Annotated in this window: 21 protein-coding genes; 4 read left to right on the plus strand and 17 right to left on the minus strand. The window is 69.2% G+C overall.

Annotation, left to right across the window (positions count from 1 at the left end; translation table 11 throughout):
* Positions 1–8: 8 nt before the first annotated feature.
* The 10 genes from PKD89_RS03425 to PKD89_RS03470 form a co-directional block, all read right to left on the minus strand.
* Complete coding sequence (locus PKD89_RS03425) at positions 9–812, minus strand: hypothetical protein (RefSeq protein WP_287374211.1); 804 nt, start codon at positions 810–812, stop codon at positions 9–11.
* Positions 813–886: 74 nt separating this feature from the next.
* The gene (locus PKD89_RS03430; protein ID WP_289010986.1) at positions 887–2494 is read right to left on the minus strand and encodes an ArnT family glycosyltransferase; all 1608 of its coding nucleotides are present in this window, start codon (positions 2492–2494) and stop codon (positions 887–889) included.
* Positions 2491–2646: a hypothetical protein gene (locus PKD89_RS03435; protein ID WP_287374213.1), complete on the minus strand. Its 156-nt coding sequence runs from the start codon at positions 2644–2646 to the stop codon at positions 2491–2493. Before PKD89_RS03435 ends, PKD89_RS03430 begins: the two co-directional genes overlap by 4 nt.
* On the minus strand, positions 2643–2813 hold the full coding sequence (locus PKD89_RS03440; RefSeq protein WP_287374214.1) for a hypothetical protein: 171 nt from the start codon (positions 2811–2813) through the stop codon (positions 2643–2645). The genes PKD89_RS03435 and PKD89_RS03440 overlap by 4 nt, the downstream gene beginning before the upstream one ends.
* Positions 2810–3820 carry an NAD-dependent epimerase/dehydratase family protein gene (locus PKD89_RS03445; RefSeq protein ID WP_289010985.1) on the minus strand — a complete coding sequence of 337 codons (1011 nt, stop codon included), beginning with the start codon at positions 3818–3820 and terminating at the stop codon, positions 2810–2812. Before PKD89_RS03445 ends, PKD89_RS03440 begins: the two co-directional genes overlap by 4 nt.
* Positions 3817–4425 carry an SIS domain-containing protein gene (locus PKD89_RS03450; RefSeq protein WP_349257317.1) on the minus strand — a complete coding sequence of 203 codons (609 nt, stop codon included), beginning with the start codon at positions 4423–4425 and terminating at the stop codon, positions 3817–3819. Before PKD89_RS03450 ends, PKD89_RS03445 begins: the two co-directional genes overlap by 4 nt.
* 55 nt (positions 4426–4480) lie before the next feature.
* Positions 4481–5704 carry a phosphoserine phosphatase SerB gene (gene serB, locus PKD89_RS03455; RefSeq protein WP_287374217.1) on the minus strand — a complete coding sequence of 408 codons (1224 nt, stop codon included), beginning with the start codon at positions 5702–5704 and terminating at the stop codon, positions 4481–4483.
* Entirely contained in the window at positions 5701–7215 is a 1515-nt protein-coding gene (locus tag PKD89_RS03460) for a hypothetical protein (RefSeq protein WP_287374218.1), read from the minus strand. The genes serB and PKD89_RS03460 overlap by 4 nt, the downstream gene beginning before the upstream one ends.
* Positions 7202–7954, minus strand: coding sequence for a hypothetical protein (locus PKD89_RS03465; RefSeq protein WP_289010984.1), 753 nt, complete (start codon positions 7952–7954; stop codon positions 7202–7204). The genes PKD89_RS03460 and PKD89_RS03465 overlap by 14 nt, the downstream gene beginning before the upstream one ends.
* Positions 7935–10493 (minus strand): polyribonucleotide nucleotidyltransferase, encoded by a 2559-nt coding sequence (locus PKD89_RS03470; protein WP_287392516.1) that lies wholly within the window; start codon positions 10491–10493, stop codon positions 7935–7937. The genes PKD89_RS03465 and PKD89_RS03470 overlap by 20 nt, the downstream gene beginning before the upstream one ends.
* 327 nt (positions 10494–10820) lie before the next feature.
* On the opposite strand from PKD89_RS03470, the gene PKD89_RS03475 reads away from it, so the two are divergent.
* Positions 10821–11105, plus strand: a complete 285-nt coding sequence (locus PKD89_RS03475) for a hypothetical protein (protein ID WP_289010983.1) — start codon at positions 10821–10823, stop codon at positions 11103–11105.
* Between the two features lie 48 nt (positions 11106–11153).
* Here PKD89_RS03475 and rpsO read toward each other — a convergent pair whose 3' ends face one another.
* From rpsO to PKD89_RS03490, 3 genes are all read right to left on the minus strand, one after another.
* A complete protein-coding gene (rpsO, locus tag PKD89_RS03480; protein ID WP_425591226.1) occupies positions 11154–11435 on the minus strand; it encodes a 30S ribosomal protein S15 in 282 nt (93 codons plus the stop codon).
* Positions 11436–11539: 104 nt separating this feature from the next.
* A complete protein-coding gene (locus PKD89_RS03485; RefSeq protein WP_287392520.1) occupies positions 11540–12664 on the minus strand; it encodes an alpha/beta hydrolase in 1125 nt (374 codons plus the stop codon).
* On the minus strand, positions 12657–13646 hold the full coding sequence (locus PKD89_RS03490; protein WP_287374223.1) for a bifunctional riboflavin kinase/FAD synthetase: 990 nt from the start codon (positions 13644–13646) through the stop codon (positions 12657–12659). Before PKD89_RS03490 ends, PKD89_RS03485 begins: the two co-directional genes overlap by 8 nt.
* 159 nt (positions 13647–13805) lie before the next feature.
* Here PKD89_RS03490 and PKD89_RS03495 point away from each other — a divergent pair, with 159 nt between their 5' ends.
* The 3 genes from PKD89_RS03495 (at position 13806) to PKD89_RS03505 (ending at position 18503) form a co-directional block, all read left to right on the plus strand.
* The gene (locus PKD89_RS03495; protein ID WP_289010982.1) at positions 13806–16511 is read left to right on the plus strand and encodes a GNAT family N-acetyltransferase; all 2706 of its coding nucleotides are present in this window, start codon (positions 13806–13808) and stop codon (positions 16509–16511) included.
* Between the two features lie 129 nt (positions 16512–16640).
* Entirely contained in the window at positions 16641–18101 is a 1461-nt protein-coding gene (locus tag PKD89_RS03500) for a C1 family peptidase (RefSeq protein WP_289010981.1), read from the plus strand.
* Positions 18102–18182: 81 nt separating this feature from the next.
* Positions 18183–18503: a protease inhibitor I42 family protein gene (locus PKD89_RS03505; protein ID WP_289010980.1), complete on the plus strand. Its 321-nt coding sequence runs from the start codon at positions 18183–18185 to the stop codon at positions 18501–18503.
* 11 nt (positions 18504–18514) lie between these two features.
* Here the strand turns inward: PKD89_RS03505 and truB are convergent, their stop codons facing one another.
* The 4 genes from truB to infB form a co-directional block, all read right to left on the minus strand.
* Positions 18515–19492 carry a tRNA pseudouridine(55) synthase TruB gene (truB, locus tag PKD89_RS03510; RefSeq protein ID WP_287392528.1) on the minus strand — a complete coding sequence of 326 codons (978 nt, stop codon included), beginning with the start codon at positions 19490–19492 and terminating at the stop codon, positions 18515–18517.
* A gap of 55 nt (positions 19493–19547) precedes the next feature.
* Positions 19548–20006, minus strand: a complete 459-nt coding sequence (gene rbfA / locus PKD89_RS03515; protein WP_287374226.1) for a 30S ribosome-binding factor RbfA — start codon at positions 20004–20006, stop codon at positions 19548–19550.
* Between the two features lie 72 nt (positions 20007–20078).
* Positions 20079–20378, minus strand: a complete 300-nt coding sequence (locus PKD89_RS03520; protein ID WP_287374227.1) for a DUF503 domain-containing protein — start codon at positions 20376–20378, stop codon at positions 20079–20081.
* A gap of 42 nt (positions 20379–20420) precedes the next feature.
* A complete protein-coding gene (infB, locus tag PKD89_RS03525; RefSeq protein ID WP_289010979.1) occupies positions 20421–23609 on the minus strand; it encodes a translation initiation factor IF-2 in 3189 nt (1062 codons plus the stop codon).
* Positions 23610–23752: the final 143 nt, after the last annotated feature.

Consider the following 23752-nt stretch of genomic DNA (forward strand, 5'->3'; position numbering starts at 1 on the left):
GTTCGCATCTAGTCATCGACGATCGCCGCCAACTCCGGCTCGGTAAATCCGGCCGGGGCGTCGGTCGAGGCGATCACACCCACCTGGCGGGGCTTGGCCAGCGACTCGTCCGACACGGTGAGAAACGGCTCGCCGCCCTCGGCGATCGTGATCGTCTCGCCCTGGTGGGCCAGGGTGTAGCGCTGTCCCTCGGCCAGCCCGGATGGGCCGATGATCTTCACCTGCGTCGTCTCGCCATCCTCGACGCGGTTGATGACCACCGCCGCATACTGCTGGTTGGACCGAAGCTCCCAGTAGTTGTTTTCGTCCACGACGCCCCAGACGAAACCGGCATTTTGGGCCGGAGTTTCGACCGAGATCGAAAACGCCCAATCATCGCTCAGTTCGTCGGGAACGGCGACGACCGCCAACGGGTTGGCGTCCGCCGGTTCGCTCGACGAGCGCAGCACGCCGTCGTCCACGCTCCATGAGCCGTCACCGAGCAGTGCCCAGTCGAGGGGGCCACCGGCGAGATCGGCTCGCGCGAGGTCGTCGGCGACCGGGTCGGTGGTCGGCGACATCACCGCAGGCGCTTCGACGATCGTGCCGTCCGACAACTCGGGGGCGTTTTCGGCCGTGCCTTGCTCCGCCTTCGTGGGGTCGTCGTCGCCACCGAGCATTTTGATCGCCAGCACGATCACCACCACGACTGCGCCGGCGATTCCCAGCCCGATCAGCAGTCGCTTCTCCGCCCTGGTCAGGGCCTCGCCGTCGGATTCCGGACCGTGACCCTGGGAGGCCTCCTCAGCCGTTTGCTGCTCCGGAGCTGACACGCTGATCCTCCCGCCCAACCTCGGGGTGAGGCCGGTTCCTGCGCAGCCGAATCTAGTCCCGCTGCGCCCTGGGCTCAGTCCCGACCCGCCTCCACCTCGGTGTCGCCTCCGGTGTCGCCGTCGGGGGGGCAGACGCGACCCACCCGAATCTCGGTGTTCCAGCTGCGAAACCGCTGCCACTCGCACACCGCATCGAGGCGCTTATCGTAGAAGGCGATCTGGCCGCCCCACCGAGCCTCATCCCAAAGGATTCCGTCGGTCGTCTCCGACGACGACACGATCCAGTCGACGTCGCCCTCTTCCAGACGGTCGAGACCGAGCTCGGACAGCAGGCCCACCTCCTCCTGGTCGATGTCGCTGCGGCCCAGGTACGGGGTACCGAACTCCCCCACGATTCGATCCCCCGGCTGGATGTGCTCGTTCATCCAGTCGCGGGCCTCGGCGCGCTCATCGGCGACGGCCGCCCCGAACTCGAACAGCCCCTTGGTCGTCTGCAACCCCGCCCATCCGGCGACGATCAGAACGACGGCGGCCGTCACCGCGGTGTTGCGCCGGCGACGCAGCAAGGGCCAGCCGGCGCGCAGCGACATGGCTCCCAGCACGCACACCGGGAGCACCAGCGGCATCACGTTGCGGGCGATGCGCACCTCGTAGCGACCCTGGAACAGGATCCATCCGAGGATGCCGGCGGACAGACCCACCGCGGTCGCCAGCTCCCAGCGCTCAGCGTTGCCCTGCCGGTCAGCCGGGCTGCGTCGCCCGATCGCCACCAACGGAACGGCCATCAGAGCCAGGACGGCGAGCGGACCGGCGTCGTCGAGCAGGGTCCGGAAGTTGAACTCGTTCGCTCGGCCGGTCTCACCGGTGAGCGTAAATGAGTAGACCTTGTTCTGGGTGGAGAGCTCGTCGAGGAACTCACCGAAGTGGATCAAGGCGTAAGGGTTGGTGATCGCGAAAGCCAGCATCGCCGCCAACCCGGCGACGCCCACCCACATCAAACGGCGTGACCACGAGCGGGTGCCGACGACCGCCGGAACCACCGCCAGCAGCGCAAAAGGTGCGCCGTTGTACTTGGAGGCCACCACCAGACCGATCGCCAGGCCGAGCGCCGCTTGGCGGCGCAGCGACGGCCGCTGCAACGTCCACGCCAGCGCCCAGACGCACACCATGGCGAAAAAGACGGAGAAGCCGTCCGGTGCGATGCGCGGCGCGATGGCGATGAGCATGGGCGCCACCGCACCGATCCCACCAGCGAGTGCGGCCACCCAGTCGGGCGCCCCGAACCGGCGCGAGGCATCCCAGGCGAGCGCCACCGCTGCTGCGCCGAGAAGGGCGGCCACGGCTCGCAGCACGAACCACGGCATCGGGTTGTTCGCACTGCGATCGCCAAAGATCCCCGGCCCGGCGATCACGTCGGCACCCTCCCACCCGGCAACGCCGCCCACCGCCGTGAGCGTGGCCACCGAGAGATCCTTGTACAGCGCCGGATGGGCGTACCCGGACGGCTCGAGGGTGTTCTGGCTGTACATGCGCCCGACCTCAAAGGTCATGAACAGCGGTTCGTCGTAGTCGTAGAGGTGGGGCAGATCGGCGACGGCGGGCCCGAGGCGCAGGACGAGTGCAACCAGGAACAGACCACAGCCCGCCCAGGACACCCAGCCACGCCCTGCGCGGGCGGTCACGGCGAACCGAGTGAACCGGCGATCACGGCGGCGATCGCCACCATCAGCACCGCCCCGACCACGGCCACCACCAACGGCAACGTGATCGAGCGCAGCACCCTGGCGGTGAGCACCTCGACGCGACCGGGAGCAGCCGTTGGCTCGACGTTCACTGGCCGGGCCCCTCGTCGCGGGCGTCCCCCGACTGGAACTGGACCGGGTTGTTCTGGGGGACGACCGAGCGGGATCCGCCGACGCGGGGGAGGTAGATCGCTGCGCCCAGCGCCAGCCCGAGGACCAGGCCGAGCACGGCCAGCTGCACGAGCGAGCGCCGGCTCATCCACCAGGCCGATCGCCGTCCGCCCCGTCGGTCAGTGCGTCAGCCATCGACGCCAACGCCCACTCCATGGCGGCCGCCGAGGAGCGTTTCGGGGCCCACCCCCTGGACCGGATGCGGGAGGTGTCGAGGCGCACCACCGGGACATCACCGTTCCAGCCACCCCGGCCGCCGGTGTGGTCGAAGACGACCGCAGCGGGATCGAGGCCCGATGCCCGGCAGGCAGCAGCGGCGATCTCGTCGACGCTCAGCGCATCGTCGGTCGACACGTTGAACACCTCATAGGGCAGGTCTCCGGGCTCGTCGATCACGCCGAGGATGGCGTCGAGGACGTCTGCGATCGCGATGTAGCACTTCGACTGGCGGCCGTCGCCCAGGATCTCCAGGCGGGTAGGGTCGCCGGCGAGCTTGTTGAGAAAGTCGTAGCCCACCCCATGGGTCTGACGGGGACCGACGACGTTGGCGAATCGAAACGCCCGACCCCGCAGGCCGAACATGTGCGCATACGCGCACACCAGCGCCTCGCCGGCCAGCTTGGAGGCGCCATAGGTGGAGACCGGACGGAGCGGACCATGATCCTCGGGGATCTCCAGGTCGCCCAGGTCGCCATAGACGCCGCTGCCCGACGCGTAGACGATCGTGTTGACGCCCTGGGTGCGGGCTGCCTCGACGACGCTGTTGGTCAACAGGGTGCCCGAGGAGAAATCGATCTCGGGTTCGGTCACCGCCCGGGCGATGTCCGGGTTGGAGGCCAGGTGGACGACGACGTCGACACCCTCGAGCGCCCGGCTGCTCACCTCGGGGTCGCCGCAATCCCCCACGATCAGGTCGACGCGCGAATCGCCGAGCGAATCGCCGAGCGACTCGCCCAGCATCTCCCGGCTGCCCGAGGACAGGTTGTCGAGTACCACCACCCGGTCGACCCGCTCCTCGGCCAGCAACCTGCCCACGAGGGTGGAGCCGATGAATCCGGCACCGCCGACCACGCACCACGACCGACCGGCGCTCATGTCATCGACCCCCGGAGCGATTCCCACTTGGTCGGCTGGGTCTGAAGGGCCGGGTGGCTGACCAGCAGGTGCCACACCACCGCAGCCAACCCCTCGGTGTGGGGGGTCACCCGCGATGGCTCCACCGTGGGGATGACGACGCAAGCGTCCGCCCGGCGAGCGGTCTCGCCTCCGTCGCGCCCGACGATGCCACCCACACTGGCGCCGACCGTTGCGGCAGCGTCGATCGCCTCGACGAGGTTGGCCGACACGCCCCGCTCGCGATCGCCGCCACCAACGCTGAAGATCAGCAACCCATCGACCGGACCCAGCCGCGAGCCGGCCAGCCAGCCGGCAAACACGCCCGACCAGCCGTCGTCGTTGATCCTGGCGGTCAGCTCGGACACGTTGTCGGTTGGCGCGTACGCCTCGAAGCCGCACAGCTTGCGAAAATCGTTGACCGCATGCGACGCATGGCCGGCCGACCCACCGACGCCGAGGATGAACAGACGCCCCCCGCCGTCGCGCACCGCCGCCAGCGTGGTTGCCAGCGCCTCGATGGCGGCGACGTCGAGGCGCCCCACGATCGCTCGGGTTTCGGCCAAGTAGTCATCCACAAAGCCCAACGGGCACCTCCGGCGATCGACCGGCGAGGCTACAACCGCTGGCGATGGGCACCGCTCATCGGTCGAGTTGATCGCCGAGGGAGCCCTCCGCCGAGGAGGCGGTGGGCGGGTCCGCCCGGGTGAGGTGCTCGCGCTCGACGTCGTTGCGGCCCACGCCCAACAGAAACAACACGACATCGAGGTAGGGCACCGAGATCGCAGCGTCGGCAACCTCGCGCAGCACGGTCTTGGCGTTGAAGGCGATCCCCAGGCCCGCTCGGCCGAGCATGTCGAGGTCGTTCGCGCCGTCGCCCACCGCCACCGTCTGCTCGAGCGGGATGCCCGCCTGCGTGGCCAGCTCGACGAGCAACTCGCCCTTGCGGGCCCGGTCGACCACCCGGCCGACCAACCGGCCGGTGAGGACGCCATCTGCAACCTCGAGCTCGTTGGCGTGGGTGGCGTGCAACCCGAGCCGTTCTCCGACGATGGCGGTCATCGTTGAGAAACCGCCGGAAAAGGCGACGACGGTGAAGCCGAGCCGCTTCAGCGTGGTGACCAGGGTGCGCGCACCCGGGGTGAAGGGCACCTCGGCGGCGATGCGGTCGAGCACGGTGGCATCGAGCCCCTTCAGCAGCGCCACCCGCGCCCGCAGGGCGTCCTCGAAGTCGAGCTCCCCCGCCATGGCCGCCTCGGTGATCGCCGCCACCTCGGTCCCGCATCCGGCCACCTTGGCCACCTCGTCGATCAGCTCCCCCTGGATCAGCGTCGAGTCGACGTCAAAGGCGACCAGCCGCATGGCGCGACGACCGAGGGTCTCGCGCTGGACCGCGACGTCCACCCGGGCCGCCGAGCCGGCGGCGGTCACCTCGGCACGCACCCGCTCCGGGTCGGCACCGGACACCCGCAGCTCGTAGCAGTACACCGGGTAGCGGGCCAGGCGGACGATGCGCTCGATGTTGGCCCCGAGCGATCCGAGCACATCGGTGATGATCTCGAGTGCCGCCGCGCTGATCTGGGGCGCCAACACGGTGATCACCTGCGTCTCGCCCGGCTGTTGGTCGGCGCCGGCCACCGTCTCCAACTCGACGGTGAGCCCGTGGCGACAGCCGAAGGCGGCCAGCTCCCGCCGAACCGAGTCGGGTCGAGACGTGCCGACGACGACCGCCAGGATCAGCCGCTGGCGCACCAACACCTGTTCGACGTCCTGCAGTTCCGCGCCGAGGGCGGCGAGCGTCGACATCAGATCGGCGGTGATCCCCGGCCGGTCGGCACCGACCACTCGCACAGCCAGGTTGATCACGATCGACTTGTCGCTGATGGGGACGAGGCTACAGCCGTCCGCTCGGACGACTGATCGTCCGCCCCGGGCGACGGGTCGCCGGGCGGCTGCGACTCGGAAACTTGGGCTTCAGGCCGGGGCGACCACTTTCGCAGCCACCGTCCCGGCCCCGTGTCGGCCAGCGCCGGGGTCGAACGGCCGACCACCGCCAGGCTGAGGGCGATCGCAAAGCCGGCGTAGGCGATCAACAGCGGCTCGAGGGCCATGCGGTAGCGGTCGGCGCCCTGGGTGAGCGCCACCGCGAACACCACCGCTCCGGTCACCGCCACCACGGGGGCGATCAGACGCCCCTCACGACGGGCGAGCACCACGCCGGCCACGCCGAGGGGCAACAGCAGCTGCCAGCTGATCAGCCCGCCCCAAACCACCCAGTGCGGGCCTCGCAGCTCGACACCCTCGATGATGCCGCTCTGCTGGACCGGCCGGAAGAACCCGAACGTGCGGGCCACCCTGGCCACCGCCACCACCGGTAAACGACCGAGGTTGCGGCCGATGTAGTCGGTGGCGATCTCGCGCCCGAGCACGTCGCGCTGGGAGGCATCCATTTCGGGGGTGACCACGCTGCGGGTCCGGTCGAAGCAGGCGAAGTCGGAGTAGCCGGTGTAGGGCCCATAGAACCCGGGGGTGCAGTTGCCCTGAACCATCGTCGTGCCCAGGCCGGTCGTCATCACCACCGGTTCTTCGAACCGGTGCAGGTTGCTCCACACCCATGGCCCGAGAAACAGCACCAGCCCGGCTGCCATGGCCGCTCCGTGGGCCACAAAACGACCCCAGCTCAGCTGGCGCCGGCGTCGGTACAACAGCACCGGAATCACCAGCACCGCCACCAACAACTCCGACCGGGTGGCAGCGGCGATGCCAAAGGCCAGGCCCAGGCCCAGCGCCGAGCCCCACGACGGATCGTCGTCGTAGGCGAGGGCGCCGTACAACCAGGCGGCAACCGCCGCCAGCACCAACGGCTCGGCGAGGATGAGCGGGTCCCAGACCCACATGTTGACGTCGAGTGCAGCCAGCGACGCTGCGGCGATCGCCGCCCACGCCACCACCCGTGGGGCCGGCGGCGGGCCGCGGCGTCGGGCAGCGGCCAGCCGCCCCCCGGCCAGCCCCAGGAACGGTATGGCCAACGAACCGACAAGGGCGGAGACCAGGCGGTGCTCGTCGCGCGAGTCCAGCCCCACACGGCTGGCCAGGCTCAACATGGCCGGATAGCCGGGCGGATGGTCGGCTATCTCCTCGGCGACCCCCAGGCCCGTCGGCGATGAGAACCCATCGCCGTCGGCAAGCCGGTTGCCCAGCAGGTGGTAGTAGAGGCCGTCGCCGGTGAGCGGCTGGTCGGGGTTGATCACCGTCAGGTACACCACCCGAAATCCCAGCGAAGCCAGCCAGATGGCCAGGATCCACCACAGGGCTCGTGCCGGCAGCGGGGTGCGGGCACTGCGCTCACCCGATCCCAGCCGGCTACGGGCCGACATAGACCCGCACGTCATCAAACTTGGCGGGCGAGCCCGCCGCCGACGACAGCCCAAACGACCGTGGCGCCCCGGCGCCGTCGAGGGCCACCTGGCCGACCACCTGGTTGCCCACCCACAGCTGCAGTTCATCGCGTGCGAACTCCAGGCTGACCTCGTAGGTCGCCGGGATGCCCACCGGCCCGAACCGACCGATCGTCTCGGCCCCGCCGTTGCGGATCTGCTCGACGCCCACCGCAGCAAAGGTCGGGTTGAAGCCGATCCGGTTGAACTCGCCGGGTCCTGTGTAGCCGTAGACCACGCCCACCCCGTCCTTGGGCGAGTCGATCGTCATCTGGATCACCAGGCGTTCGGCGGCGGGCACGTCGGTCACCGCCAGAGCGGGCACCAACGCGCCGGCCGGGTCCTCAACGATCTGGGCGGACCCGTCGGCGATCACCCAGTTGCCGGTGACGACCTGCCAGTCGCCGCCCAGTGGTCCGTCGCCCCGGTCGAAGGCGTCGGCAACCACCTCGTCGCCCAAGACCAGGTCGGCCGGCTGGGAGGAAGCGTCGACCGACTGGGTCGACGTGGCGTTGTAGCGCTCGACGAGCACGACGGCCGCCCACAACAACAGGGTGACCTGGGCCACCCGGAAGATGACGCGCAGCGGCGACCGCCCCAAAAGGAGCGATCGCCGCTGCGGCGCGTCGTCGTGACCCGCGTCAGAAACCTGCGGCTGGCTAGCGGCCGCGTCGGCCACCGCGGCTCCCGCCGCGACGACCCCCACCCGCATTGCGCGGTGCGGGCTCGGGCCCAAGGTCGCCGTAGGTCTCGGTCAGCTTGGCTTCGAGCACTGGGGCAAACTCGGGCGCCCGCTGGGGGCGCTCGGTTCCGGTGTTCTCCGAGCCGGTGTCCTCCGAGTCTCGAGCATCGTCAGCCGTGCTGGCATCGCTACCGGTGGCAGACGACGTCGTAGCGCTCGAGCGGCCCCGGGGAGGGGCATCAGCTTTTGGGGAATCACCGCGCTCTCCGGAACTGCGGCTGCCGGAGCCCTTGCCCGCGGAATCCGCCTTGGTATCGCCCACCATGCGCAGCGACACCTTGCCGTTGGGGTCGATGTCCTCGACATAGACCTGGAGGTCCTGGCCGAGCTCGAGCACATCCTCCACCTTGTCGATGCGCTTGCCGCCACCGATCTTGGAGATGTGCAACAGGCCGTCGCGCCCGGGGAGGATGTTGATGAAGGCGCCGAACTTGGTGATCGACACCACCTTGCCGGTGTACTCGGCGTTCACCTCGGGGGTTGGTGGGTCGAGGATCAGACGGATCTGACGCTCGGCCTCGGCAACCGCGCCGCCGTCGACGGCGGAGACGGACACGATGCCCACCATGCCGTCGTCGTCGACGGAGATGTCGGCTCCGGTCTCGCCTTGGATCGAGTTGATCACCTTGCCCTTGGGGCCGATGACCTCACCGATCTTGTCGGCGGGGATCTCGAAGCTGATGATCTTCGGCGCCGTCTCGTTCACCTCGGGGCGAGGCGCCGGCAGGGCGGCGGTCATGTTGTCGAGGATCGCCATACGGGCGTCCTTGGCCTGGTTGAGGGCGTCGATCAGCACGTCGGCCGGGATGCCCTCGATCTTGGTGTCGAGCTGCAGCGCGGTGACGAACTCGGCCGTACCGGCCACCTTGAAGTCCATGTCGCCGAAGGCATCCTCGGCGCCGAGGATGTCGGTGAGGGTGGTGTACTTGCCGTCGGCATACACCAGGCCCATCGCAATGCCGGCCACCGGCGCCCGCAAGGGCACACCGGCGTCCATCAGCGACAGGCTTGAGGCGCAGACCGACGCCATCGAGGTGGAGCCGTTGGACGACAGCACCTCGGACACCAGCCGGATCGTGTAGGGGAACTCGGCCATCGAGGGCACGAGCGGGAACACCGCCTTCTCGGCCAGGGCGCCGTGGCCGATCTCGCGGCGCTTCGGGCCACGCATGAAGCCCGGCTCGCCGGTGGAGAACGGCGGAAAGTTGTAGTGGTGCATGTAGCGCTTCTTGGTGACCGGATCGATGCCATCGATCATCTGGTCCATGCGGCCGATGCCCAGGGTGGTGATGTTCATCACCTGGGTCTCGCCACGCTGGAACAGGCCGGTGCCGTGCGCTGTGGGAATGACGCCCACCTCGGAGGACAACGGGCGAAGGTCGGCGGGGCCACGACCGTCGATGCGGGCGCCCTCGTTGACGATGCGGCTGCGCACCGCCTCCTTGGTGGCGGCGCGGAAGGCGGCCTTGGCCTGCTTCTCGACCGAGCCACGCTCGGCCTCATCGGCGGCGCCGGCAACCTGGGCGACCAGATCGTCACGCAGTGCGGCCTCTGCGGCGGTGCGCTCGGCCTTGTCGGCGATCGCAGCGGTCTCCGAGATGCGGTCACCCGCAGCGGCGGCGACGGCGTCGGCCACCTCCGGGGTGTAATCCACCTGCGGCACCCAAGCGATCGGCTCGGGGGTGCCGTGGGTCTCGTGGTGCACCTCGACCAGCTGGCGCTGCAGATCGATCATGGCGGCGATGTGGGCCTTGGAGGCCTCGAGGCCGGCGGCAAGCGCCTCCTCGTCGACCTTGGGGGCGCCCTCTTCGTAGAGCTCCCAGGCACCCTCGGTGCCGCCGGCTTCCACCATCATGACGGCGATGTCGCCGGGCTCACCATCGGAACCGTCCAGCTGACGCCCGGCCACGACCATGTCGAAGGAACCGGCATCGCTCTCGGCGTAGGTTGGGTGGGGCAGCCACTCACCATCGGCCGAGTAGGACAGGCGCACCGCGCCAACCGGACCCTCGAAGGGGATGCCGGACAGCATGAGCGCTGCGGAGGCGCCGTTGAGCGCCAGCACGTCGTAGGGGTTCTCCTGGTCGGCGCCGAGGACGAGGCCGACGACGTGGACCTCGTTGCGGAAGGTGCTCGGGAACGACGGGCGCAGCGGCCGGTCGATCAGACGGTCGGTGAGGATGGCGGCCTCGGAGGCCCGCCCCTCACGACGAAAGAAGGAGCCGGGGATCTTTCCGGCGGCGTACGAGCGCTCTTCGATGTCGACGGTGAGCGGGAAGAAGTCGGCGCCCTCGCGGACCCGGCGGGAAGCGGTGGCGGTGACCAGCACCCGGGTGTCACCCAGGCCGACGAGCACGGAGCCGTCGGCGAGGGACGCCAGGCGACCGGCCTCCATCGTGACCTCTTTGTCACCGGCGGGATCGTCGGCGACCGTGGCGCGGACGCGCAGTGCGCCCTCAATTGGCGTTGTGACCATGTAGTTCTCCTTGATGAGGTGCGCGGCGACAGCGTCGCGTCAATGCGCACCGGTTGGAGCGGAGAGGCCAGCAGTCAGTTGTCGACCCCCGAACATCCCTGCTGTCAAGACGGCCGGACAGCTCAGCTGTTCGCTGGACGCTGGCGGGCCACCGAAGTGGGTTGCGTATTCGGGGGGCGGCAACTGGCGGCTGAACTCAACCGCGTTCGTGAACGGCCCATCGTAGTCGACCGGCGGCCCCGGCGGCTTCACCGGGTACGCTCGACGGCCATGAACCAACGTGGTGGGCCCCCCACCGGATCGCCGACCCGCCGTGCGCAGCCTCGGTTGGCGGCGATCGTCGCGGCGATCGCAATCGTCCCCATGGTCGCGTGCGGTTCGTCGGGCGATCTGTCCCAAAGCGATTTCGAGGCGGTGATCACCGACTCGCGCATCGGCACCGAAGTCGGGGCGGTCGTCGCACGCAACTACGCCGCCTGCCTCTACCGCGCAACCGGGGGCGAGGTGAGCGAGATCGTCGACCATGTCGACGACGAGGCCTACCAGCCGAACGGCACCGATGCCGACGCACTGGCGGCCTGCTCGGATGTGTTGATCGACGCCGCCGGGTGACCGGCGGCTGACCGATTCAGCGACTGATCGACGCAGTCGCCGCTCGAATCAGCGGCGGAGCCCCAGCTCGGCGATCAGCGCACGGTAGCGCTCGATGTCGGTGTTCTTCAGGTAGTTGAGCAGACGACGGCGGCGGCCGACCATCTGCAGCAGGCCCCGGCGGGTGTGGTGATCGCGCTTGTGCGAGCGGAGGTGCTCGGTGAGGTGCGTGATCCGCGCGGTCAGCAGCGCGATCTGCACCTCGGGCGAGCCCGTGTCGGATGCGTCACGGGCATGCTTGGCGATGATGTCGCCCTTGGGCGGCATGTTGGTGGGAACGTGGTTGGTCATGGTGCTCCGGTGTGGGCGTAGGGCCCGGCCTCCCTGAGGGTGCCCCGATCACCGGGGCTCCGCGCGGGACGCGGGTGCCGGGGATTCCCGGCGGACGGGCGACGCTACCCGGTTTGGTCGTCGCGGTGCCAACGGAAGGCGGGTTCGGATCGTGCGACCGACGCCCCGGCATACTCGACCTCTTCGGGCAGCGCCAGGTCGAAGACCGCCGCCCCCGGGTCGTAACAAACCGATTCGATCGCTGTCAGGTCCGGGTCCTCCCCCACCCCCAGCGCCACGAACGCCGCCCGCAGATCGTCGCCGAGTTTGCCCTGCAGCAGCTCGGCGATGATCGCCGGCAGCGTCTCCGGGTCGGTCAACAACCAGGAGTGTCCGGCCTTTTCCACCGTGATCAGATCGGCGCCGACCCGTCGGGCCGCGTCCTCACTGGTTCGGTGCGGCACTGCGATGTCCCGATCGCCGTGGAGAATGTAGAACGGCGTGCCCGCATCCGCCGCAGCGTCGAGGGCGTAGCGGCTCGACCGGGTGCGCAGGATCGAGGCCATCGGGCCGAGCAGCCGCCACGGACGGATCAGGTGACCGGCCATCGTCGGGGTGGACAAGCGCAGCAGCTTCATCGCCTGGGTCGGGTTGCGCGTCAGCGGCGGGATCAGCATCGAGTCGACCAACAACATGATCCCGACCGCGCCGAGCAACGGCGGCCACACCCGAAACAGATACACCATGCGGTCCCAGGTGTCGCCGACGATGGCATCGACCAGCACAACGCCCAACACCCGGTCGGGCTGGTTGGCCGCCAGCTGGGTGACCAAGCGGCCGCCCATCGAGTGACCGGCCAGCAGGCAGTGCCGCACGCCCAGCTTGTCGAGAACCCGGCCGACCAACGCCGAGTATGCCCCGATGTTGAGGCCGTCCTCGGGGAGACCGGCCGTGCCCCCGTGCCCTGCGATGTCGATGGCGATCACGCGAAACCCCATGCCGCACAGCCGCGACAGGGTTTGGGCGTAGAGGAACCCCTCGGCGGTGAAGCCATGGATGACGACGAGGGGAATGCCCTTGCCCGCCAGCGTGATGCCCACCTCGTGGCCATCGTCGAGATGGATGCGGTGGCGGGCCAATCGAGGCGTTCTGCCCAGCCCGATCGCCGGGGCATCGGGGGCGCTCGGCCCGATGAGCGGATCGATGACCTCGTCGTCGCCCGGCAGGTCCTTGATCAGCTGGTCAACCACGGTGACCACCACCTTCCACTCGCTCCGACCCTGGCCTGCCGGGCGACGCTGCCAACACGCGCCGTGCCTCGTCGCAGTCCCGCCGGATCTGTTCCACCAGCTCGTCGAACGTGTCGAAAGCCGCGTCGCCACGAATTCGGTCGGTGAAGCGCACTGCCACCGCTTCGCCGTACAGGTCGCCCTCCCAGTCGAGCGCGTGTGCCTCCAACACGACCTCCCCACCGTCGCCGTAGACGGTGGGGCGGTTACCCAGGTAGATCGCGGCATCGAGCAACGAGCCGTCGCTTCGCACCACCCGCCCTGCGCAGATCCCTGGCTCAGGCAACAACATGTCCGATGGGACCGCCACGTTGGCGGTGGGAAACCCCCAGGTCCGACCCCGGCGGTCGCCCTCGACCACGACCCCCCGCAGCTCGTGGGGGCGGCCCAGCATGGCGTTGGCCGCCTCGAGGCGGCCCTCGGTCAATGCCCGCCGGATCGCGGTCGAGCTGACCTGCTCCTCGACCCGCACCGGGCGGCCGTCCATGCCGACAAGCGCCAGCCCCTCGACGTCGAAGCCCAGTTCGCTGCCGGCCTCCTCGAGCATGGTGACATCGCCGCCGCGCCGGTGCCCGAACCGGAAGTCGCTGCCGACGATCACCAGCCGGGTCGACAGTTCATCGACGAGCAAGCGCTTGATGAAATGCTCGGGTGCCTCCTGGGCCCGCTCGGCGTCGAAACCGATCACGTAGACCGCATCGACCCCGGTGTCGGCCAGCAGTTCGAGCTTGGTTTCGAGGTCGCACAGGCGTCTCGGCGCCGACTCGGGCCGCAGCACGGCGGCCGGGTGAGGCTCGAAGGTGACGACGACCGACGCCAGGCCGCGTCGTTGCGCCGTCGAGGTCAGCTTGGCGATGACCGCCCGGTGCCCCAGGTGGACGCCGTCGTAGGCGCCGATCGTCACCGCGGCCCCGTCCCGCAGCCATTCCGCAGCGGATTCCATCGAGGGCTCCGCGAACGGGCGCACAGCCGTGGGGTCGCTCGGACCGGGGGCGCCATCGCCGAAGATCAGCACCCCTTTACCGTACGGCGTGCGGACGCTCGACGACGACTGCGACATGAAACGACACCCGAGGGGGTCGGTCCGCCCTACGATCGGAGGGTGCCCGAGCCCGACGAGACCGACCAGCCGACCAGGCCCTATCCGCCCGGATGGGAGGCCGACGTCGTCCTGCGCGACGGCGGCACGGTGCATGTGCGCCCGATCGTACCCAGCGATGCCGAGCGTCTGACCGCCTTCCACCAGCGCCAGTCCGCCGAGAGCATCTACTACCGGTACTTCTCCGCCCGACCAAGGCTGTCGGAGAAGGACCTGATCCACCTCACACAGCTCGACTACGTCGACCGGGTCGCCTTCGTGGCGTTACTGGGCGACGAGTTGATCGGCGTCGGACGCTACGAGCGGTGGGGCGAACAGCCGGTGGCCGAGGTGGCGTTCTTCATCGACGACGCCCATGCTCAGCGGGGCCTGGCCAGCGTGTTCCTCGAATACCTGGTTGCCGCGGCGCGCGAGCGGGGCCTGGCACGCTTCACCGCGTCGGTCCTCCCCGACAACACCAAGATGCTCATCGTGTTCTCATCGGCCGGCTTTGAGGTCAGCCGACAGTTCGCCGATGGCGTCATCGAGGTGTCCTTCGAACTCCACCCCACCCCGGAGGCCGAGGCGGCTCGCGAACGTCGCGAGGCGACCGCTTCGGCAGCCTCGGTGCGTCGCCTGTTCACCCCCTCCAGCGTCGCGGTGGTCGGCGCCGGTTCCACCCCGGGCACGCTCGGCCACGAGGTGGTGTACAACCTGCTCGCCCAGCGCTTCGCCGGCACGGTCTGGGCGGTCAACGAGCGGGCCCATGTCGTCTGCGGCCTGCCCGCCTTTCCCAGCCTGCTCGACATCCCGGCCGACGTCGACCTGGCGGTGATCGCCACCCCGGCGGAGCGGGTGGTCGAGTCGATCGAGCTGTGCGTTCGCAAACACGTACGGGCCGTGGTCATCCTCACCGCCGGCTTCTCCGAGGCCGGCCCCGAGGGCGCTGCGGTCGAGGCCGAGGTCGTCGCCACCGCCCGACGCGGCGGCGTCCGCGTGCTCGGCCCCAACTGCCTGGGCCTGGTCAACACCGACCCAGAGGTTCGCCTTCACGCCACGTTCGCACCGACCGCGCCCATGGAGGGCGATATCGGCATCCTCGCCCAATCGGGGACGCTCGCCGCAGCGATCATCGACCGCACCCGCCGGGTGGGGCTCGGCCTCAGCTCGTTCGTCGCCGCAGGCAACCGGGCGGACATCGGAGCGTCGGACCTGCTGCGCTACTGGTACGACGAACCTCGCACCAAGGGCGTGCTGTTGTACCTGGAAAGCTTCGGGCGAATCGAACGCTTCGTACGCTCGGCGAGGGCGCTCACCGCCGCCAAGCCGGTGATCGCCGTCGCCGCCGGATCGTCGCTCAGCGCATCGCCGAGCACCGGCCTGGGCCAAGCGCCCGACCCGGAGGCCCGCCTGCGCCAGCGCATCGCCAAGGCCGTCTTCCGCCAAACCGGCATCGTCCGCGTCGGCACGCTGCACCAACTGCTCGACGTCGGCCGCCTGCTCTCCGCCCAGGGAGTCCCCCAGGGCATCGGCGTGACCGTGGTCGGCAACTCCGGCGGGGCGGTCGACCTCGCCGTCGGCGAGTGTGCGTCCGCCGGCCTCACCGTGCTGCCCGGCCCCCGCCTGTCCTGGCGGGCGGATGCCGAGGACTATCGGGTTGCCCTCGAGGAGGTGCTCGCCGACGAGCGTTCCGCCTCGGTACTGATCGTGCATGCTCCGCCCGAGCTGCGCCCGAACCCGGCGGTCAACGACGTGATCCTCGACGCAGCCGTTGCCCACCCCGAGCGGGTGATCACCGTGTGCAACTTCGACGCCGCCGATGTCGACGAGTTACGGCGTGGCTCGACCGTCGTGCCGGTGTATGAGTTTCCCGAACCTGCAGCCCGGGCCCTGGGTCGCCTCGCCGGGTATTGGGCCTGGACCCACACCCGACAGAGCCTCGACGATCAGGACGCCATGCTCGACCCGGTGACCGACGGGGTCGGGCCGGACGAGCTGGCCCGGACGATGCTCGACCAGCACGGGGAGGGCGCCCTGCCGCTGGGCACCGAGGAACCGCTGCTCGCCGCTGCCGGTGTGCCGATCGCGCCCCGCGTGGTGGTGGAAAGCGCCGAGGATGCCTCGGCCGCCGCCGAAGAGCTGGGCTACCCGGTGACGGTCAAGGGCGCCACTCGTGACCGGGTGTTGCGGTCAGAGGCCGGCGGAGTGTCGCTCGACCTCTACGACGCCAAGTCGGTCGACGATGCCGCCACCCGCCTGGTCGAGCGCTTCGGCGACGGGGCCATGCCGCTGGTCGTCCAGCGGATGATCGATCGCGGCGTCGACGTCGGGGTCACGTTCCGTCGACGCCAGGGCGTGACGACGGTGACCATCGGCGTCGGAGGTGTGTTCGCCAACGAGGACGACGCGTCGCTGGGCGTTCTGCCCGCGTCGCGCACCGACCTGGCGATGCTGGTCGGAGGCACCGACGTCGGACGCCAGCTGGGACGCATCACCGGAACCGAGGAGCTGGTGGACCTCCTTGCGCGCATGTGCGCCCTGATGGAAGCCGCCCCCGAGATCGCAGCGCTGACCGCCAACCCGATCATCGCCGGCATCCACGGCGTTACCCTGGCCGACGTGGTCGTCGAACTGGCCGAGCCTCCCGCCGAAGACCTGGCCGCCCGCCGGCTCGACTTCGAGCCGGAAGCCAGCGACGCCCGCTCACCGGGGGCATCAGCTCTCACCTGAGGGTGGCACGTCAGCCCTGACCGCACGGTTCGTGACACTCGTCACCGGCCGGTTCCTCGGGGTGGAATCTCTACCAATTGTCAGATCGAGCTCCCATGATGGAAAAGATCCATCTGAGGCGAGCGATCCATGAATGAGACCAACGAATCGGCGTCTGCCCAGTACGAGACACGGGAAGCCGAGGCACCGAAACCGGTGAAGCAACAGTTGTCCGCCCTGAGAAAGCAGGCGGCCGACGCCGAGTGGACCTTCGATGTGGGGTACACCACGGCGCTGGATCTTGAGATCGAGCAGATCGCCGGCTTGGTTCCGCCCGAGAACTGGCAGGCGGAGGCCAGCGCCCAGAATGCCCTGGCCGTGGCGATGATGGACGAAGCTCCGCTGGAACTCGACGGCTGCGAAGCGAACGCTGCTGCCTTCAATTGGGCCGACAACGGGTGTGTCACACCGGTCAAGGACCAGGGTGCGTGCGGTAGCTGCTGGGCGTTCGGGACCCACGGAGCGTTCGAGGGTAGCTACGCCGTGCTCAACAACCATGCCTTGGTCGACACGTCCGAGCAGCAGACCCTCGACTGCAGCGGAGCGGGCAGCTGTAATGGCGGGTGGTGGGCGTTCCAATACCTGATCGACCACGGCACGGCGGCCGAATCGAGCTACCCCTATGCCGGCTCCGATGGCGCCTGTCCGAACGTCGATGGAACCTACTGGGCGTCCACGTGGGGGTATGTCGACCCAAACGCTGAGATCCCCAGCGTGGAAGCGCTGAAGGAGGCCCTGTGCAGCTACGGGCCCATCGCCATCGCCGTTGCGGTCACGCCGGCGTTTCAGGCGTACACCTCGGGTGTCTTCAACGAGAACTCGCCGGACAACATCAATCACGCGATCACGCTGGTCGGGTGGGACGACGACAAGAAGGCCTGGAGGATCAAGAACTCGTGGAGTACCGGCTGGGGTGAGGGTGGCTACATGTGGATTGAGTACGGGAGCAATCAGGTGGGCTACGGGGCGGCATGGGTCCAGGCCAATGCTGCGGCGCCTGCGTGCGACGACGCTCCAAGCGAGCTGGCCCAAACCCAGTTCATGTTCGTTGACCAGAAGCAGTACAGCACCAACGCGAACATCGAATCGGTGACGTTCACGCTCTCCAGGGACATGTTCGTGCACGTCGTCGGGGAATCGTCCGCCACGCTCGCCAGCGGCTCAGGGCCGACCACCGTCACCACCGGGCTGTACACCGAGGAGTCACCGTCGATCATGTGGACGGCCTCGTACCGCAGGGCCACGATCCCCGGCACCAACCACACCGTATCGCTCCACACCTCGTTTGCGATGCGGCTCGGCGCTGGTGTCCACACGATGTACTGGAAGCTCTGGATTGATGATGGGAGTGCGATCCAACTCGACTCGGGCACCCTCACCGCATTGGCCGTACCGTGCAGCATGGGCGGCCAGGTCAGCGTGAGCGCCGGCCTCCAGGCAGGTGCGGTTGGGGAACCACAGGTTCTCAGCGGACCGGGACACATCACCATCGCCAACCCGAGTGACCCGGGGCTTGCGGTGACGGTCGATCACGCTTCATCCAGCGGGTGAGGACCTGCGGTACCGTGGCCTTGGCTGGCTCACAGGGTCGGCTGAAGCCACGGTGCCGGCGATCGACCTGGAGGTGAGACGATGGCAGAGATCGTGCTCCGGAGGGCGACCTCAGACGGCGTCGTCTCGGCGAAACCCGGTGACACGCTCGTCGTGGAACTGGAGGAGAACCTGTCAACCGGCTACTCCTGGCAGATCGCCTCGCAACCCTCCTGGTGTGACCTCATCGCTTCGGAGCACAGCCCGGCGACGAGTGACCTCATGGGGGCTTCCGGCATACACCGCTTCCGCCTGTTGATCGCTGACGTCGGCGCCGGCGCCATCGAGTTGTCCTACCGGCGCCCGTGGGAGTCGCTGGAAGCCGAGTCGGACCATGTGTCGATCCAGGTCGACGCACGGTAGACCCATCCCGGTCACTCGACGACCAGAACCACCTCGGGCTTGAGCGTCGAACCCTTGTGATCAACGTAGATCGCCACCACCGGTGCGGTGCCCGATTGATCGGCGAGGCCGTGCACGGCCCACGGGCCCGGATCGTCCGGGGCGGCCCCCAGGACCTCGCGCGGAAGCACCTGACCATGGCGCACCCTGGCCAGCGCATCGGCGTCCGGGCTGAGCGAGTCCAGGTGGGCGACCGCCTCGGCTGCGCTGCGCAGCGGCGCAGCCTCCCAGCCGAGAGCGTCGGCCACCGAGTACTCCCCCACCCGGGTGCGCCTCAGCGAAGCCAGGTGCGCTCCGCCGCCCAGGGCGACGCCCAGGTCGTGGGCAAGGGTGCGCACATAGGTGCCCGACGAGCACTCGACGGTGGCGCAATACATCGGCGGCGTGTCCTCGGAACCCGCAGTCACGGCCGGCGCCACGCCACCGATCCAGGTCTGGTCTCCGACCTCGCTGCCCGAGGCCAAGGAGATGTCGAAGCGGTCGACCCGAATCGGGCGGGGCGGTCGCTCCACCTCCTTACCCTCCCGAGCCAGCTCGTGGAGGCGCTTGCCATCGATGCGCACTGCCGAGACCATCGGGGGGATCTGCTCGCTGTCCCCTTCCATTTCTCGGGCCGCTCGAGCCACGGCATCGGGGGTCATTCCCGACATATCAAAGGTGCCGGTAACCTCCCCGGCAGCATCCTGGGTGGAGGTGGACGCACCGAAGACGATCATCGCCTCGTAGGTTTTGGGCAGCCCGACCAGAAACGTCAAGAGACGCGTTGCCTTGCCGACGCCGATGAGCAACAGGCCGGTGGCGTCGGGGTCGAGGGTCCCCGCATGGCCAACAGCCGGGGTGTCGAAGCGCTTGCGGAGCCGAGCGACCACATCGTGGGAGGTCAGCCCGGCACCCTTGTCCACCAGCAGAAACCCGGTCGGCCCGTCGCGACGGCGGGACTTTCGACTCATCGGGCCGCCCGTATCGAGGCCGCGCTCACCGAGCTGCCGATCACTCGGCTTCCGATCACTGGGCCTCGGCGTCGTCGGCAGGTTCGTCGACCCGATACACCGATTCGTCGAACGGCTGATCCGACGGCGGGTCCAGGCCGGCCAGCACCGCCTCGATGCGCAGGCCGGCCTCGATCGAGGTATCGCGAACGAAGCTGATCTGAGGGGTCTTTCGGGCCCGCACGCTGCGGTTGATCACCTGTTGGATCGGCCAGCGCAACTGCTCCAGCGCCTCGGCCACCTCGGCGGAGCGGCCCTCCTCGGTGGCGAGCACCGCCGAGTAGTACACCCGGGCGCGGGCCAAGTCGCCGTCGACGTCGGCACTGGTGATCGTCACCAGCTCCAGCCGCTCGTCGGCGATCCGCTCGAGTTCCTCGGCTACCAGCTCGCGCACCAGCTCGCCGATCCGATCGGTGCGGGCGAAGGGACGGCCCGGTCCGGTCGCCCGGCCACGCGAAGTGTCTCGTCTGCTCATCGTGCCATCCTCGCGCTCTTGGTATGAGGTCACCCACCCACAGCGGTGTGGACCGCCGGTGATCCGTTGGGCTCAGTCAGTTTCCAGCCACCAATTGGTGACGTCGAGGACCTCGATCTCGGGACGGGACCAGATCAGCCGCTCGGCCGAGTCCATCGCCTCCTCGCAGCGGCCCGGTGTGGTCGCCACGACCGCCAACCCCAGGCTGGCGAGCTGCCAGGAGTCCTGGTGATCGATCTCGGCCACCGAGATCTCCCGGCGATTGGCCAGGCGGTCCAGGATGGGGCGTAGTGCGATTCGCTTGGCCTTGAGCGACGCCGCGCCGCCCACCCGAAGGTCGAACCGCGCCGCGAGGACGTGGAGCTCAGCCATCAGGAGTGCTCGTTCCCGTCCCCGGACGCAACCGCCGACGCATTAGGTACGGGGGATCTCCCGCAGCTCATAGGTCTCGATGATGTCGCCATCCTTGAGGTCTTGGAAGTCCGACAGGCCGACACCGCACTCGAAGCCGGCGGCCACCTCGCGCACGTCCTCCTTGAAGCGACGCAGCGACGAGACCTCTCCGGTCCAGATGATCGTGCCTTCACGCAGGAACCGAACCAACGATCCCCGCTTGATGACACCGTTGAGCACCTGGCAGCCGGCGACGGCACCGATCTTGGGCACCCGGAACACCTCCCGAACCTCGGCGTCGCCGGTGACGACCTCCTCGTATTCGGGTGCGAGCATGCCGACCATGGCCGCCTCGATGTCCTCGAGCAGCTTGTAGATGATCTCGTACGTGCGGATCTCCACGCCGGACTCGTCGGCCATCTCCCTGATCTTGCGATCCGGGCGGACATTGAAGCCCAGGATGAGTGCGTTGGAGGCGGCGGCGAGCTGCACGTCGCTCTTGGTGATGCCGCCGACGCTGCGGAGCAGCACGGCCACCTTCACCTCGTCACGCTCCAGCTTCTGGAGGCTCTCGGTCACCGCTTCGAGCGAGCCGTGCACGTCGGCCTTGACGATCACGTTCAGGGTGGCGGTCTCGCCGGCCTGAATCTCCTTGAAGATGTCCTCCAGCTTGGCCCCACCGGCCAGCGCCGACGCGTCCCGGCTGCGCTGAATCTCACGCTGCCAGCGCTCACGGGTGGCGCCGACCGCCTTGGCCTTGCGCTCGTCGGGGGCGACGACGAAGTTGTCGCCCGACTGGGCCACGTCGGAGAGGCCGAGGACCTGCACCGGTGTTGACGGACCAGCCTCGTCGACCTGCTCGCCGTGATCGTTGATCAGCGCTCGCACCTTGCCGAACGCCGGACCGGCCACCATCGGATCGCCCACCTTGAGCGTGCCTCGCTGCACGAGCACCGTGGCAACCGGGCCACGCCCGATGTCCAGGTTGGCCTCGAGAACCACGCCGGTGGCCCGACCGTCGGGCGTCGCCCGCAGATCTTCCACGTCGGCGACGACCAGGAGGTAGTCCAGGAGGTCGTCGATGCCCAAACCCTGAAGGGCCGACACCTCGACGCAGACCGTGTCGCCACCCCACGCCTCGGGGACCAGCCCGTGCTCGGAGAGCTGCGTGAGCACCCGGTTCGGGTCGGCCGACTCGCGGTCGATCTTGTTGACCGCCACCACGATCGGCACCTCGGCCGCCCGGGCGTGGGCGATCGCCTCGATCGTCTGGGGCATGACGCCGTCGTCGGCCGCCACCACCAGCACGACCACGTCGGTGGCCTGCGCCCCGCGTGAACGCATCGTGGTGAAGGCCTCGTGGCCCGGGGTGTCGATGAAGGTCAGCACCCGGCCGTCGTGCATCGCCTGGTAGGCGCCGATGTGCTGGGTGATGCCACCGGCCTCGCCCTCGCCGACCTTGGCGTTGCGGATGCGGTCGAGCAGCTTGGTCTTGCCGTGGTCGACGTGACCCATCACCGTGATCACGGGTGGGCGCTCTGGCAGCTCGTCGTGGTCAACCTCGTCCTCGGGCACGTCCAGCTGGCGCACCAGCTCGACCTCTTGCTCCTCACCGGGATCGACCAAACGAACCTCGGCGCCGATCTCGGCGGCGAACAGCTCGATCATGTCGTCGGTCAGCGACTGCGTGGCGGTCACCATCTCGCCCTGCTGCATGAGAAAGCGGACGACGTCGGCGGCGGTGCGGTTGAGCTTGGGACCCAGGTCCTGGGGCGGCGACAACCGCTCGACGACGATCACACCCTCGGGAACCGCCGCGTCATCGGGCGTGTAGCTGGGGGCGTCCATCGGCTGCAGCTCTTCGCGGTTGCGACGGCGACGGCTCTTGCGTCGGCGCTGCGGGCCGGCGGGGCCACCGGGACGGCCACGACCCGGAGGTCCACCACCCGGACGGGGCGGGAAGCCGCCACCGGGAGGCATCGGTCCACCACCGCCGCCGGGGCGGGCGCCGCCGGGGCCACCGGCTGGGCGTCCGACGCGTGGGCCGGCACCGGGCCGACCGGCGCGGGTGGGCGCAGGCATGCGGCCACCCATGCCGGGGGGCGGAGGAATCGGCTTGCCGCTGGCCGACTTTGGCGGGCCAGGGGGCGGCGGGATCGCCTTGCCAGAAAGGCTGGTCGGCCCGGCCGACTCGCTGCCGGCGGATTCGTCGGGGGTCTCGGTTGCGGCCTCGGTCGGCGCAGCGCCTTCGGCGACGGGACTGGCCTCAACCTGTGCCACTGCTTCGGCGGCTTCGCTTGGAGCGGCTGCAGCGGACGCCGCCTCGGCGACGGGCTCGGTAGCGGTCGGCTCGGCGGGCGCAGGCTGGGCCACGGCGGGCTCGACGGCTTCGGGTTGGGCGGGTGTTTCAGCCTGCTCGGGGGCGGTCGGTGCCGTATCGACGGTGGGCGCCTCGGCCTCGACGGCCTTCGCTTCGGTGGCCTGCGCTTCAGCAGCCTGCGCTTCAGTCTGATCCACCTCGGCCTGCTTGGCCTCGATCTGTTGCTTGTCCAGCGCATGGCCGGCCGGAGGGGTGACCACCTTGCCGGTGGCGCGCATCGGCCGATCGGCGGACCGGGGCTGTTGGGGCTTGGTCGTGTCCGGCGTTGCCGCCGCGGACACCGACTGGGCCTCGACGTGCATGGCGCGGGCCCGATCGCGCGAGGAGATGGTGCGTCGCGAACCCGGAGGGGGCGGCGGCATCTTCGGACGCGGCTTGGTTGACGGCGCGCCCTCTCCTGGCTGGGAGCCGCCCGAGTCGAACGGGGCGGTGGGCTCGGGGACCGGTTCCTGGGTCTCCTGTGGCGCCTGGGCCACCGGGACAGGATTCGAATCCATCGCCTTACCGGTGGCGCGCATCGGCTTGGCGCTCTCGGTGGCCGCCTTGCCGGTGGCGCGCATGGGCTTCTGCGAGGCGGGCGCCTTCGTCGGCGCCTTCTTGGCGGGTGCCTTCTTCTTCGGTGGCGCCTTGGCCGGCTCCTCGGGCTGTTCGTCCCTGGTCAGGCCCTCGCGCTCAGCCTTACGGCGCACGCGGTCGGCTTGGGCCTCGATCATGCCGGAGCTGTGGCTCTTCACGCCGACGCCCAGGTTTTCGGAGAGCTCCAAGACCTCTTTGTTGGTCATTCCGAGCTCTCGGGCCAGTTCGAAGACCCGAATTTTCTTTGCTGCCAAGGTGATCCCTGTACTTCGCGTGATGTGGTTGCTGTGCTGAGCGCTGTTGCTCTAAGTGCTGAGCGCTGAATGCTGTGTCTGTGGCCTACCGTTGGGTTGCGATGTGCGGTAGGCGGTGGAGTTGTCGCTAGGCGGAACCATCG

The organism is Candidatus Neomicrothrix sp. (assembly GCF_035329545.1).
Classification (GTDB): domain Bacteria; phylum Actinomycetota; class Acidimicrobiia; order Acidimicrobiales; family Microtrichaceae; genus Microthrix; species Microthrix subdominans.

Excerpts from the sequence above, each read along its gene's own strand:
- PKD89_RS03520 (WP_287374227.1), bottom strand. The coding sequence starts at position 20,378 with ATGGCTGAGCTCCACGTCCTCGCGGCGCGGTTCGACCTTCGGGTGGGC.
- PKD89_RS03470 (WP_287392516.1), bottom strand. The coding sequence starts at position 10,493 with ATGGTCACAACGCCAATTGAGGGCGCACTGCGCGTCCGCGCCACGGTC.
- PKD89_RS03460 (WP_287374218.1), bottom strand. The coding sequence starts at position 7,215 with ATGTCGGCCCGTAGCCGGCTGGGATCGGGTGAGCGCAGTGCCCGCACC.
- PKD89_RS03500 (WP_289010981.1), top strand. The coding sequence starts at position 16,641 with ATGAATGAGACCAACGAATCGGCGTCTGCCCAGTACGAGACACGGGAA.
- PKD89_RS03490 (WP_287374223.1), bottom strand. The coding sequence starts at position 13,646 with ATGGAATCCGCTGCGGAATGGCTGCGGGACGGGGCCGCGGTGACGATC.
- PKD89_RS03505 (WP_289010980.1), top strand. The coding sequence starts at position 18,183 with ATGGCAGAGATCGTGCTCCGGAGGGCGACCTCAGACGGCGTCGTCTCG.
- rpsO (WP_425591226.1), bottom strand. The coding sequence starts at position 11,435 with ATGACCAACCACGTTCCCACCAACATGCCGCCCAAGGGCGACATCATC.
- PKD89_RS03440 (WP_287374214.1), bottom strand. The coding sequence starts at position 2,813 with ATGAGCCGGCGCTCGCTCGTGCAGCTGGCCGTGCTCGGCCTGGTCCTC.
- truB (WP_287392528.1), bottom strand. The coding sequence starts at position 19,492 with ATGAGTCGAAAGTCCCGCCGTCGCGACGGGCCGACCGGGTTTCTGCTG.
- rbfA (WP_287374226.1), bottom strand. The coding sequence starts at position 20,006 with ATGAGCAGACGAGACACTTCGCGTGGCCGGGCGACCGGACCGGGCCGT.
- PKD89_RS03445 (WP_289010985.1), bottom strand. The coding sequence starts at position 3,820 with ATGAGCGCCGGTCGGTCGTGGTGCGTGGTCGGCGGTGCCGGATTCATC.